General features: G+C 66.2%; 4 protein-coding genes. All 4 read right to left on the bottom strand.

Annotated elements, in window-relative coordinates; genetic code table 11:
• Positions 1-58: 58 nt before the first annotated feature.
• Positions 59-469 carry a hypothetical protein gene (locus VN634_08625; GenBank protein ID HXC50934.1) on the bottom strand — a complete coding sequence of 137 codons (411 nt, stop codon included), beginning with the start codon at positions 467-469 and terminating at the stop codon, positions 59-61.
• A gap of 351 nt (positions 470-820) precedes the next feature.
• Positions 821-1,435, bottom strand: coding sequence for a response regulator (locus VN634_08620; protein HXC50933.1), 615 nt, complete (start codon positions 1,433-1,435; stop codon positions 821-823).
• A gap of 142 nt (positions 1,436-1,577) precedes the next feature.
• Positions 1,578-5,285 carry a chemotaxis protein CheB gene (locus VN634_08615; protein HXC50932.1) on the bottom strand — a complete coding sequence of 1,236 codons (3,708 nt, stop codon included), beginning with the start codon at positions 5,283-5,285 and terminating at the stop codon, positions 1,578-1,580.
• 19 nt (positions 5,286-5,304) lie between these two features.
• Complete coding sequence (locus VN634_08610; GenBank protein ID HXC50931.1) at positions 5,305-14,175, bottom strand: glucoamylase family protein; 8,871 nt, start codon at positions 14,173-14,175, stop codon at positions 5,305-5,307.
• Positions 14,176-14,278 lie beyond the last annotated feature (103 nt).

Below are 14,278 nucleotides of genomic sequence, written 5' to 3'. Positions count from 1 at the left end.
CTCGGGCGTGCCGCAATGACGGCGCGCCCAAGGGTTCTGCTCTCCGAAGAGGGTTAGATCAGTGCGTGGTTTCGGTACGGGTCGTCGTCTTCTCGTGAACCGATCCTGCCGCCGGCGGTGTCACGACGACACTCGGTCCGGTCTGCACGACGCGGCGCGCAACCGTCACGCCGCCTTCCGTTGCGTACTCGACCGTGACCGGCGAGTTGCGGATCGTTTCCTGCGAGACGACCTTGCCGGTCGAATCCACGAAGGTCGTCTCCTTCGTGTAGCTGTACGTTACCGGAGTGGGTGATGCCTCCGAGTGCAGGACGATCGTCGAGGTCGCCGGATTGACCTCCGACACCGTACCAACATAGGTCGTGGACTTTGTGGTGACTGTTGACGTCTCGGCCGCGACGACCGAAGCCGTTGCGAGCACACCGAGGACCAACCCGAAAGAAACCGTGGAATGAATTCTGTTCATCATGAAGTTCTCCTTGTTCGAACTTCGCCCAGCTTACGGCACTGGCGGAAGTCCGAAAGATCGGAGAAGTACGCGCGTGAAGCTACGCGGGCGCGATCGGGGCGTGCATCAGCGTCTGCGCACTGGTCGTCCCGCGTAGTTCTACGCAAGTAGAAGTTCGTTCTTGTCGCGAATCGTGACGCGGCTAGAGTGCGACATGTCGCACACTGACACATCGCTGTAGAGAGTCGGAGGCAATGTCCCTTATTCTCCTCCCTGGCGGGACATTTGCCGGCGATACTCTCCATCCCCCGCGAGGAAGACGGCGCGCTTGGCCATCTTCCTCGCGGGATCGATTGACCGGGGAATAACGGATCAGGCGGCTCTGGCCGTCATCACGACGCGCACGAGCTGCGCAGCCGACGTGACGTCGAGCTTGGACAGGACGCGGCGGCGATGTCCTTCGACGGTCCGCACGCTCAGCCCGAGCGTCGACGCGACATCCTTGGAGGTCTCGCCTGCCACCAGCAGCGACATCACGTCGCGTTCGCGCGGCGTGAGCGACGACAGGCGATTCAGGGCGACCTGTTTTTCCGACAGCAGCGCGCGCGCGGCCCGGTCGCTTCCGATCGCAGCCTGGACTCTCTCGACCAGTACCGCCGGCGGCGGAGGCTTCTGCAGGAAATCGAACGCTCCGGCTTTGAGTGCCCGCACCGACATCGGCACGTTGCCGTGCCCGGTCAGCACGATCACCGGAAGGGTCGCGCGCCGCCGCTGGAGCTCGTCCTGAAGATCGAGGCCGTTACCGTCTTTCAGCCTCACGTCGAGCAGCAGGCAACCCGGCCGCTCCGGCCGGTACGCGGCAAGGAACTCTTCGGAAGTCGCGAAAGTTTCGACCGGCAGCGAAACCGAAGTCAGCAATTCGAAGATCGAGTTGCGGACGCTCACGTTGTCGTCGACGACAAAGACCGTTGCTGCCTGTTCTGTCACGCGCTTCGCTCCTCGTGGCTCGCTCCGGATGATAGATGCGTTCTCATCCCCGACAATACTACGCACGTAGGAATCCGGGGAGGTCGGAAAACTACGCGCGTGGTTCTACCTATGCGCGAGATCGTCGTTGCGGGGACATGTCTCAGCCGGCGCTTCGCTTGCGCCCCGGCCGCTGCAGCGGAAGCGAGAAACACACGGTGGTTCCGCGATCGCCTGTGCCCGGCGTTTCCGCCCACACCCGTCCGCGGTGCGCTTCGATGATGCTTCGGCTGATCGCCAGTCCCATGCCGAGCCCTTCGGCCTTGGTCGTAAAGAACGGCTCGAACATGCGCTCCGCATCCGCCGTGGCCATCCTCGGGCCGTTGTCCCGGACGGAGAGCTCGGCCATTCCGGATGCGGCCCTGGTCGTCAGCCGGATCTTGCGCAATTCGCCGGGAACGGTGCGCTGCGAGTCGATCGCATTCTGGATCAGGTTCACGATGATCTGTTCGATCTGGATACGATCGGCATTGATCGGGAGTTGACGCCGCGCGGCGTCGATCTCGAGAGAGACCTGCGCGCTTTCGATCTCGTGCCGCATCAGCCGCGCCACGTCTCTGGCGATGTCGTTGAGATCGGCCAGCTCGAAGGTCGGGGATCCCTTTTCGATGAAGCTGCGCAGATGCGAGACGATCTGGCTGGCGCGCAGCGCCTCGCTGGAAACCTCGCCGAGCAGCGACAACAGCTTGACAGGGTCCGCCTTGCCGGCGCGAAGGTAACGCACGCACGCCTCGACCTCGTTCGCGATGGCCGCGAGCGGCTGGTTGAGCTCGTGCGCGAGCCCGCTTGCGAGCTCGCCGACCGTGCTGATGCGCTGGCTGTGCGCGAGCTCGGAGTGGCGGCGCCTCGCTTCTTCTGCGTTGCGGGTGCGGTCTTCGCTTTCGCGCAGCACCGACTGGAGCTGCATGCGCTCGGTGACGTCCTCGATGGCGAGCAGGATGAGACCGGGCCGGTCTCCGCCACGCAGCAGCGCGCGCGCATTGAGGAGCAGGTTGCGCGGACCGACAGTGGTCAGGAAATCATGCTTCATCGGGAAATCGTTCATCACGTGCTGCTTGGGAAGCACCTCGCCGAGCAGCGTACGCAGCTGCGGGATGTCCCATTCGCCGCCGCCGAGCTCGTACAGCGAGCGACCGGCCGTATCCGCGCTCGACACCTTGAAGGTCGAATAGAAGGAGCGGTTGGCCGAGACCACGCGAAGATCGCCGTCGAGCACCAGCAGCGGTTCGCGCACCGTGTCGACGATCGCTTCCGCGTACAGGCGGGCTTCCTCGATCGCTTCGGCCGCGACGTCCGACATCGTGATGACGACGCCTTCGGTGCGGTTGTCGCGCGTGCGGTACGGAAGCACCTGGCGCACGTACCAGCGGCCGTCCTGGGCCTGGACCTCCTGCCGCGGGGTGACCGACTCGGTCAGCACCAGCGCCGCATCCGACAGCAGTGCCGGATCGCGGAAGCGCTGGGCAATGTCGGAAAGCGGTCGGCCGATATCCGCCGCGATCAGGCTGAACAGTCGCGTGGCAGCCGGCGTGAACCGGCGGATACGAAGTTGCGTGTCGAGGAACAGCGTCGCGATGTTGGTGCTGGCGAGCAGGTTGTCGAGGTCGTTGTTGCTCGCTTCGAGCTCGCCGATCTTGTTCTCGAGCTGGCTGTTGGCCGTCGTCAGCTCTTCGTTGAGCGACTGCAGCTCTTCCTTCGACGTTTCCAGCTCCTCGTTGGTCGACTGCAGCTCCTCATTGCTCGACATCAGCTCTTCGTTGGATGCGCGCAGCTCTTCGATCGTCTGATGAAGATCTTCCTTGGTCGCGCGAAGCTCGTACTCGAGCTGCTGCACGTGGGCGATGTCTTCTCCGGACGCCGGCGGTGCCGTCCCGACGTCGTCGGATTCGGTCTCGTCTTCCATGACGACGAGCCACAGGCTCTCGGTCTCGGTCGTCGACGGCAGCGGCTCCACGACGATGCGGACTCGTGGAAAACTGTCGCCGCGGCGCACGTGCACGCCGCTGACCACCACCTTCTGCTTGCCGTGGATGGCGTCGCGAACCGCGCCGCGCAGCTTGCTGCGCAGTCCCTCGCGCACCTGGCCGATCAGATCCCTGGTCGGCAAACCGTCGGGGCGCGTCAGGTAATCGTCGGTCGGTCCGTGGAAATAGAGAATCTCGCCGATGCGGTTGATGATCACGCAGGCCGGCGAGTAACGCTGCATCAGGGTCTGCGCGAGCGCGGCCAGGCGGGCCGGTGTCGGCGGGCCGGGTATTCTTCCGTGCACGATCGGCAGATGCGCACCGCTGATCGGAAACTCGAGCCGCTCGTGACGCGCCCGGCCGATGCGTCGATAAATCCTCCACTTTGCGGAGATGGCCTCGAACAGGTCCGTGTGCGGACCGATGCCTTCGGCGCTCCCGAGGAAAAGACAGCCGCCGTTCACCAGCGCGAAATGCAGGAGCGGAATGAGCCGGTCCTGCACCGGCTGCTCGAGATAGATCAGCAGGTTGCGACAACTGACGAGCTGGAGCTTCGAGAACGGCGGATCGCGCACCAGGCTCTGCTGCGCGAAAACCACCGTGTCGCGAAGCTGCTTGCTGACGCGTACGCCGTGCTCGGTCTGCAGAAAGTAGCGGGCCGTCCGCCGGGGCCCGAGGTTCTTCACAACCGCTGCCGGATAGATGCCGGCGCGCGCGGTCTCGAGCGCGTCCGTATCGAGGTCCGAAGCAAAGATCTGAAGCTCGCAGCGCTTGCCCGCTTGTTCGAGCTCTTCGAGAAAGACGATCGCCATCGAATACGCTTCTTCTCCGGACGCGCAGGCGGGCACCCACACCCGAATCGGGGCATCGACGGGCTGCGCAGCCACCATCGGCCGTACGACTTTCTCCTGCAGAATCTGCCATGCCTCGGGATCGCGGAAGAAGCCGGTCACGTTGATCAGAAGATCAGCAAAAAGTGCGGAGGCTTCATCCGGATCGGTGCGCAGCAGCTCGGTGTAATCGTCGATCGCGGCGATGCGGCGCAGGCTCATCCGGTGCTGCAGGCGGCGCTGGAGCGTCCCTTTCTTGTAACCGCTGAAGTCGAAGCTGGTGCGCGCCTGCAGCACGGCGATCGCTTCCAGGAGCGCATGCGACACGGCGTTCGGGACTGTTTCGGCAGCGACCTCACTGCCGGCGTTGCTGCGCAGGTGGTCAAGCAGCGTCGAAGCCATCTGCTCGACAGGAAGCACGTGATCGGCGCTCGCGATCGCGCTCCGCGGCATGCCGTCGTGTTGCGCGGTTTTTGGATCCTGCACCATCGTCAGGCCGCCGGCGGCCTTGATGGCTTTCAGCCCGTTGGTGCCGTCGGTTCCGCTGCCGGAAAGAATGATGCCGACCGCACGATCGTGCTCCGCAGCCGCCAGCGACTCGAAGAAAAAATCGACTGCCATGCGCAGGCTGCGCGACTCGGCGGGCACGCTCAGCCGCAGCGTGCGATCGCGGATGCCAAGGTACGTATTCGGCGGAATGACGTAGACGTGATCGATCTCGACGCGCATCCCCTCTTCGGCCTGCACGACGGGCATCATCGTGTACCCGCCGACCAGCTCGGCCGTCAGGCTCTTGCGCGTAGGGTCGAGATGCTGGATCAGCACGAATGCCGCGCCGCAATCGGCCGGCAGCGTCGAGAACAGCGTACGGTAGGCGTCGAGGCCGCCGGCGGAAGCGCCGATACCGACAATCGGAAATGCGGGCTCGACGTGGGCACGCGCCGCATCGGATGCAGCTGGTGCGGCGGAAGATTCGGGCGCCTGCGGTTTTGCGCGAGTGGCGGATCGTTGCTTCATTTCGCTTTCACCTTGCCGATCATCCGAGAACCACGCGAACGAGATGAGCTCCGCCGTCATCGACGAGAGGGATTTCCGCGACACCGGTTCGGGAAGCGACGCCGTCGATCTCGACCAGCGTCACGCCGCGACCGGCACCGCGAGGATTCTCGACGGCGATCTGGTAGCGGGCCGATCCGTGACGGTAGACCATCTCATACTCCGGCCATGTCTTCGGCACGCATGGCTCGATCCGCAGCACAGAACCACGCACGCGCAGCCCGAGAATCCACTCGAGACCTGCGCGATGCATCCATCCGGCCGAGCCGGTGTACCACGTCCAGCCGCCGCGACCGGCATGCGGCGGCACGGAGTACACATCGGCCGGCATCACGTACGGCTCGACTTTGTAACGGTGCACGCCGGAGCGGGTGTTCGCGTGCAGGATCGGGTTGAGCAGTGAGAACAGCCCGGCTGCCTTGTCGCCGTCGCCAAGCTCGGCGAACGCAATCACCGACCATGCTGCAGCGTGCGTATACTGCCCCCCGTTCTCGCGAATGCCCGGGGGGTATCCCTTGATGTAACCGGGATCGTGGTCGGTGTGGTCGAACGGCGGAGTGAAAAGCGGCGCGAGCTTGTCGTCGCGACGGACGAGGTGCTGGTCGACGGCAGCCATCGCGAGAGCCGCATGCGACGGATCCGCCATCCGCGACATCACTGCCCACGACTGCGCGATCGAGTCGATGCGGCACTCGTTGCTGATTGAGCTGCCGAGCGGCGTGCCGTCGTCGAAATAGCCCCGCCGGTACCACGCTCCGTCCCACGCTTCGCGCTCGAGCGCAGTCGCCAGAGCCGCAGCGTGCTCTCGCCATGCCGCCGCGCGTGCCCGCTCTCCGCGCGCATCGGCCAGAGGTGCGAACGACGACAGCGTCGCTCCGAGGAACCAGCCGAGCCACACGCTTTCGCCGCTGCCGCCGGCGCCGACGCGGTTCATGCCGTCGTTCCAGTCCCCGCCGCCCATCAGCGGCAGGCCGTGCGCACCGACCGAAAGACTGCATTCGATCGCGCGCACGCAGTGCTCGAAGACTGTCGCCTCGACGTCGGATGCAATCGGATGGAAGTACGCATCGGCCTCGTCCTTGCCGAGAGTGGCGCCCTCGAGGAACGCGACGCGTTCGTCCAGGATCCCCGCGTCGCCCGTCACTTCGATGTAGTGCGCCGCCACGTATGGCAGCCAGAGCCTGTCGTCGGAGACGTGCGTTCGCACGCCCTGTCCGGCGGCCGGCATCCACCAGTGCTGCACGTCGCCTTCGAGGAACTGCCGGCCTGCGGCGCGGACGATCTGCTCGCGTGCGACGTCGGGCCGCGTAGACGCGATCGCCATCACGTCCTGCAGCTGATCGCGAAATCCGTACGCTCCGCTTGCCTGATAGAAACCGGCCCGCGCCCATATCCGGCAGGCGAGCGTCTGGTAGAGCAGCCAGCGGTTCAGAAGGATGTCCATCGCCCGGTCGGGCGTGCGCACTTCGACGCGGCCGAGGATGTCGTCCCAGGACCGGATCACCGTGCGCAGCACGTCGTCGAGATCGATGTTCCGGTAACGCTCGACGAGGACGCGGGCTTCCGCAGCACTTCCGGCTTCGCCGAGCGTGAAGACGAGCTCGGCCTGCTCGCCGGGCTTGAGCTCGATCCGCCCCTGCAGCGCTGCGCAGGAATCCAGGCCCGCACCGGTACGATTCGAAAGCGGCTCGCCGCCGGCCAGTGCGGCGGGCCGGTCGAGCGCGCCGTTGCGACCGAGAAATTCGCCGCGGTCACCCGTCCACGAAAGCTGCCGCCCGCCGAGATCGGCAAAGGCGACGCGTTCACCGAATTCCGTGCGCCAGCAGTTGCGCGCCATGAGCGCACCGGTGCTGCCATCGATTTCGGTGACGAGGTGCGGCGAAGCTGCCGTGCGCGTGGCCGCAAGAACCCATTCGACGTAGGCCGTAATCGACAGACGCCGGGTCTTGCCGGTGTGATTGCGGAGCACGAGCCGCGAGATCTTGACCGGGTCGGCCACCGGCACGTACTGCACGAGCTCGAGCGCGATGCCGTGCGCGTCGTGCTCGAAGCGGGTGTAGCCCTGACCGTGGCGGCACACGTAGGATCCATGGTCGCGAATCGGCAGCGCCGTCGGCGACCACAGCACACCGCTGTCTTCGTCGCGGACGTAGAGCACCTCGCCCGGCGGGCTCGCGACCGGATCGTTCGACCACGGCGTGATCTGGTTTTCGTGGCTGTTGAGCGACCACGTGTAGCCGGCGCCTTCGACCGACGCCTGGAAACCGAACGACGGGTTGGCGATCACGTTGATCCACGGGGCGGGCGTCCACTGCCGGTCGCCGAGAACCGTGACGTATTCGCGCGCGTCGTCGTCGAACCCGCCGAGTCCATTGAAGTACTCGAGGTCGGGCGCGCGCCGGTCCGTGCTTTGCGGTACGTGCACGATCGCACGAGCAGGCGGAGCCGGCAGCGCACGCACGACCGCCGGCTGCGCATCTTCGGCCTGCTGGAGCTGCGTGAACAGGCTTCCGCGCCTGCCGCGCAGCACGACTCTGGCCGCGCTCGCGAGCAACGTTCGCACTTCCACCGAAATCTGCTCGGCTCGCAGAAGGTAAACAGTTCCGCATGCGGCATCGCCTTCGAGATGGCCGGCGCGCACGATCGCTTCGAGCGATCCCTGCAGGTCCGCGAGGTACGTCGACGGCCGCTCGTTGAGGATCACGATGTCGACGCACAGGCGCTTGATGCGCCAGTACGCATGCGCACGAAGGATCTGGCGCACGAGCTCGACATTTCCGACGTCGTCGATGCGCACCAGCACGATCGGCAGATCCCCGGAAATGCCGTGCGGCCACAATGCGTTCTGACCGAGGCCGTTGCGCGCGAGCGCCTCGGACGAAGGCCGCAGCGTCGAATTCGAGTACAGCACGTGGTTGGCGAGGCGCTGGAAGTACTGCGCTTCATCCGGGCCGATGCCGAGATGATGGAGCTGCACCTGCGCCTGCGTCCACGCGAGCGTGACCGCGCGTTCGTAGCCGGTCGCATCGTGGTGCTTGTCGGCGAGATCGATCGCCTCGCTGCGGGTGGGCGCAATCAATGTCCAGAATGCGATTCGCGCCGTGGTACCCGGCGGGATGCGCACCGACCGCCGCAGGCTGAAGACCGGATCGAGCACGGTGCCGACCGTGCCGCCGAGCGACGCGCCGTTTTCGATCGCCACCGGCGTGCGGATCGTGCGCCCGCGACCGAGAAAGCGCGCACGATCGGTTTCGAATTCGTGTGCCCCGATGCTTTCGCCTTCGACGACGGCCAGGTGCGCCGCCCAGACCTGGGGATCGCCGGGCGAGCGCGGACGCCGCGTGGCCAGCAGCGCGCCGACCGCCTCGACGTATTCCGTCTCGACGAACAGCTTGGAGAACGCCGGATGCGCAAGATCGGCGGCTGCGGTCGACAGCACGATCTCGGCATAGGAAGTCACCTCGATTTCGCGCGTGCGGTTGCCGAGGTTGGCGAGCGAGACCCGCCGGACTTCGCCGTCGGCCTCGGACGAGACCGAAATCTCGAGCGTGGTGCGGATGGTTCCGTCGCGCCTCGTGATCTCGGCGCGATCTTCGGAGAACGACACGTTGTAGCTGTCGGCGTCGACCGCGGTCGGCTGGTAGCCGGCGGACCACACTGTGCCATCGATGCGGTCGCGCAGGAAGACGTAGGAACCCCACGCGTCGCACGTCACGTCCTCGCGCCAGCGCGTCACCGCAAGATCGCCGCAACGGCTCGAGCCGGAGCCGGCGGCTGTCAGCATCACGGCATAGCGGCCGTTCGAAAGCAGGTGCGTGCGCGGAATGCGGTCGTGCGCCGAACGGAACCGGCGCACCATCGGAGGAACCAACTCGCGCACGTCGGAAGCAACGTGGACCTCCTCCGCGCGCGGCCGTGAGACGGCGACGTCGCGCGGCGTGCGCTCCTGAAGCAGAAGCTCGGTCGCCTGCACCATCGCGTCCGCGTGGAAACGCGTACGCATCTCGCCGTCGTGGAGCGCATTGGCGATGGCGAGAATCGTCATGCCCTGGTGATGGGCCATGTACGCCTGGACGATCGCCACCGGTTTGCCCTCGGGCAGGCGAGTCGGCGTGTAATCGAGGGCTTCGTAGTAGCCGTAGCGGCCGCATGCTCCCGCATCCGCAAGACGGGCAAAGTTCTTCACGGCGCCGGCGGGATCGACCATGGTGGCCAGCGCGGTTGCATACGGAGCGACGACGACGTCCTCGCTCAGCCCGCGCTTGAGACCGAGCCCCGGCACGCCGAAGTTCGAGTACTGGTAAGTGAACTCGAGGTCGCGCGCGTTGTACGCCGACTCGGAAACTCCCCACGGCACGCCGCGATCGCTGCCGTAGCGGACCTGCCTGCGCACGATGAGGCGGCTGGTCTGCTCGAGCAGGCTTCCGGTTGCCGCGCGCATCACGAGCGACGGCATCAGATACTCGAACATCGAACCCGACCACGAGACGAGAGCGGATCCGCGATCCACGGGCGTCAGCGAGCGGCCGAGACGGAACCAGTGCCGCACCGGAAGGTCGCCCTTGGCAATGGCGATGAAGCTCGCGAGCCGCGCTTCGGAAGCGAGCAGGTCGTAGCAGTTGGTATCGAGCTTGCCCTCGGCCACCTGGTAGCCGATCGAAAGAAGGTTGCGCGCAGGATCGAGGAGGAATCCGAATTCCATGCGGTCGAACAGCTGCCTGGCGAGGTCGGAAAGCGCCGTCACGCGCCGCTCGAGCGAGCGCGCCGCCTCGCAGCCGCCACAGCCGCCGCAGCCGTCGGCAAGATCGGCAACATCAGCGAGCGTCGGAATCGACTCGCGGTCGAAAGCGTCGCCGTGCGAATCGGCAACGAGCGGCAAGCTTGTGCGGGCTGCACCGGCTGAAGCGCTCAGCGTCCGTCGCGGCATCAGAAGATCCAGGTCGCGGGTGTGACTCGTAATCGACGCACGGACCGCGTCCACCCAGAACAGGAAATCCGTACCTGCTCCGTCGTTTCGCTCCGCGGTCCAGGTTCGCGCGATGTCGGCGACGATGTCCGCCTGCACGCCGAGCCGGGTCAGATGAGCGAGCACGTCCGACGGCGCCTGCGGCTGCGGGCTGTCGAGCAGCGACGCGAGGTTCGCCAGCGCATCGTCGAGATGCTTGCGGGTGACGATCTGCGTGTGGCGATTCCCGGTCAGCTGGCCGAGCGCTTCGGTCGCAAGCCTCAGCGCATCGGCAATTCCGGCGAAACATTGCCCATCGACGACCGGCCGGACGAGCATCTCGCGGCACGTGCTCGCGATCGCGAGCAGATGCCCGGCGAGGTTGCCGCTGTCGACCGACGAGACGTACTTCGGGCTGAGCGTGCGCAGGTCTTCGGTCGCGTACCAGTTGAAGAAGTGGCCGCGAAACCGCTCGAGGCGGTCCATGGCCCCAAGCGTCGCTTCGAGCCGCTCGACCGTCTCGACGAGTCCCGACCACCCGAAGTCGCGCGCGGCCGCGACCGACAGCAGATACAGGCCGAGGTTGGTCGGAGACGTCCGGTGCGCGGTGGCCGGATTCGGAATCTCCTGGAAATTGTCCGGCGGAAGCATGTGATCGGCGCCGGTGACGAACGTCTCGAAAAAGCGCCACGTACGCCGCGCAACCATCCTCAGTGCAATGCGATCGGCCCCGTCGAGCTGGCCGGCGCCGAAGACGTCCGGCGGACGGCTCGCCCACTGCGCGACGACCGGCGACAAGGCCCACAGCGCGACGAACGGCAACGCGACCGGCGCCGCGCCGTGCCCGCCCGAGAGCACCAGCAATGCGACAGCAGCAGCGAGCCCGACGCCGCCGGCCATGCGCAGATAAAACCCGGGAACATCGAGCGGCAGGCTGAACTTCGCCTGCGCAGCCGTCAGCCATTCGAGCATGCGCCGGTGACTGACGACGAGTCGGAGCAGCGTACGCACGATCGCGTCGGCCATCAGCCACGTCTGGTGCGCGAGCAGCGTGACCAGGAATGCCGTCTGCAGCAGCGCGAGCTCGAGATCGGCAGCGATCGAGCGCAGATGACTTCGCTTGGAGATGCCGGCCCGCCTCGGAACGATGCCGGCGAGTAACGGCAGGACCGCGGGAACCGCGAGTAGCGCAAGCACGCATCCCGTCCACAGCGTTGCCGCGTGACGCGGCATCATCCAGCCGGCGGCGAGCGCGAGGAACGCGGCCGGCGCGGACAGCGTACGGCGCAGGTTGTCGAGCATCTTCCAGCGTCCGATCACCGGAATCGCCGCACGCGCGGAATCGCCGTCGCGCGTTGCCGCGCTACCGTGCCCGTCGCGCGTCGCCGCGCGCGCCTTCCCGTCGCGCGTCGCCGCGCGCCCCTTCCCAATGATCCACGGCAGAAGCTGCCAGTCCCCGCGTGCCCAGCGATGCTGCCTGGCAGCGGCTACGTCGTAGCGCGACGGAAACTCTTCGACGACTTCGATGTCGGAAACCAGGCCCGCCCTGGCGAACACGCCCTCGAGAAGATCGTGGCTGAGCACGGCGTTTTCGGGGATGCGGCCTTCGAGTGCGGCCTCGAAGACGTCGACGTCGTAGATTCCCTTGCCGGTAAACGAGCCTTCGCCGAAAAGGTCCTGATACACGTCGGAGACAGCCGACGCGTACGGATCGATCCCGCCCGGACCGGAGAACACGCGCTGGAAGATCGATCCTTCGCCGCCGATCGGAAACGACGGGATCACGCGCGGCTGCAGCACCGCATAGCCGTCCACCACGCGTCCGCTGCGCAGATCGAGGCGCGGACGGTTGAGCGGATGGGCCATCTTGCCGACCAGTCGCCGCGCCGCTTCGCGTGGAAGGCGCGTGTCGGCGTCGAGCGTGATCACGTAGCGCACGCCGCCGGGCACAGACGGCGCGATGCCGCCGATCGCGACGAACGTGGTGTCGAGCGCGCCGCGAAGCAGCCGGTTGAGCTCGTGCAGCTTGCCGCGCTTGCGCTCCCAGCCCATCCACACGCCTTCGCCCGCATTCCAGACCCTGCGGCGGTGCAGGAGCAGGAACCGCTTGCCGTCCGCTGCAGGCGGATAGCGCTGGTTGAGAACATCGATGGCCGCAGCGGCGGAGGCGACGAGTATTTCGTCGCCCGGCTCGCTCTCGTGCGCGGCGTCCGTCCAGTCGGACAGCAACGCGAAACGCAGATCTTCCTCACCGCTGGCAAGATGGCGGACCTCGAGCCGTTCGATCTGCTCGCCGATCTCCGCCGGTGTCGTCAGCAGCGTCGGAACGACCACCATGGTGCGCAGCTCCGGCGGTATGCCGTCCTCGAGCTCGAGAGCGGGCAGCCTCGACGCGCCGAAACGCGCCGCGACGTGGCGGTTGAGCAGCGCGAATGCAGCATCGGTCGCCGGCACGAGGCCAAGCACCGCAAGCAGCGCGAGCATCCATCGGTCGACGCCGTAGGACGCGACGCCGAGCACTGCGGGCAGAAGAAGAGTGGCGGTCAGAATCGCCGCCGTGCCGAGATAGCCGGCGATGCCGGCGGCGCGGTACGCGCGAGGCAGCCACTCGTGCGGCGGCACCCGGAATGCGAGCGTGCGTTCGAAGACCGTGCGGCCGCCGCCAATCAGATGATAACCGGAATCCTGATGACGGCCGCGTTCGACAGCGTCGGCGACGTCGAGATGCGACACCGCATTAGCCGCGCTCATCGCGCGGCGCGCGACATCGAGCTCCGAGTGGCGGGATCCGCGCGCGAGCGATTCGATCTCGTGGCGGTATCGATCACGCGTCGCGAAATCCATGGCGGCAAAGTCGCTTCCCGCGCGCAACTCGGCATCGACCAGGCTGATGGCCTCGAACAGATCGGCCCAGTCGACATCCGACATCAGGTGCATGCTGGTGATGATGTTGCGCACCGTCACGTTCATCGCACCCTGAAGCTGGTGCTCCTCGCGAACGATTTCGTCGGCGGTCGTCCCCTGGGCCGCAAGCTTTTCGTCGAGCCAGCGCAGCGCCGGCGTGACATCCGGATCCTGATCGCGCAGCCGCTGGACGAGCTGCACGGCAAACGCGGCGCGCAGGCGGACATGCTCGAAGCGACGCAGAACGTTGGTTGCGGATTCTGCGGTGCAGCCCACTCCGAGAAGACGATTGGCAGCGGCGTCGGCGTCCTGGCGGGAAATTCGACTCGTGACGATGCGGTCGGCCGCGCGGCGAAGATTTTCCACGAGCACGACGCGCAGGGTGATGGCCACTGCCCACAGCTCGCCGATCGTCAGCGGCTGGACGCGCTGGTACGCACCGACGAAGCGGCGCAGCGTCTCCGGATCGAAAAGACTGTCGGTGTGCGCGACGAATCCCCACGCGAGGCCGAATACGCGCGGATACCCCGCGAGCGGCCCGTCCGAGAGTTTCGGCAGCTCCCTGTAGAAACCTGCCGGCATGTCGTCGCGAATTTCGCGGATCTGTTCTTCGACGACGTGGAAGTTGTCGACCAGCCATTCTGCGGCCGGCGTGATCGCACGTTCCTCGCGAATGGTCTCGCCGATCGTGCGGTAGGCTGCCAGCAGCACACGTCCGTTGTCGCGCAGCCGCGGTGCGAGCCGGCGTTCGCCGGTGGGGCGCGTCGTCACGTGCTGGGCGGCGGCAAGAGTTTCGGCGTGCTGCTCGAGCCGCTCGATGCTGAAGAGCTCGCTTCGAATCAGGTCTTCGGGATCCGCGGCGTCCGCGGCGGTACGTCGGAGTGTGCGTTCCAGTAGTAGACGAAGATTCTTCAGATCCGACGTTTCCCTGAATGCCGTGATGCACTCATGCCGTCCGCTGTTGTAATGGCTGCGGCGGGCGTTGTCGATGCAATCTCTCACGCCTTTTTTCGTGCGTGAATGACGTACGTAGAACTACGTGAGTAGTACTACGATCTACCGGATCGCATCGAAGATCGGTAAAAAGAAGATGAAGCGCGCGCGG

The organism is Candidatus Limnocylindrales bacterium (assembly GCA_035571835.1).
In the GTDB taxonomy this organism is placed as follows: Bacteria; Desulfobacterota; Binatia; order UBA1149; family CAITLU01; genus DATNBU01.
This window is presented reverse-complemented; position numbering and strand designations above follow the sequence as displayed.

Coding starts and splice junctions, on each gene's coding strand:
- VN634_08625 (HXC50934.1), bottom strand. CDS start 469: ATGATGAACAGAATTCATTCCACGGTTTCTTTCGGGTTGGTCCTCGGT.
- VN634_08615 (HXC50932.1), bottom strand. CDS start 5,285: ATGAAGCAACGATCCGCCACTCGCGCAAAACCGCAGGCGCCCGAATCT.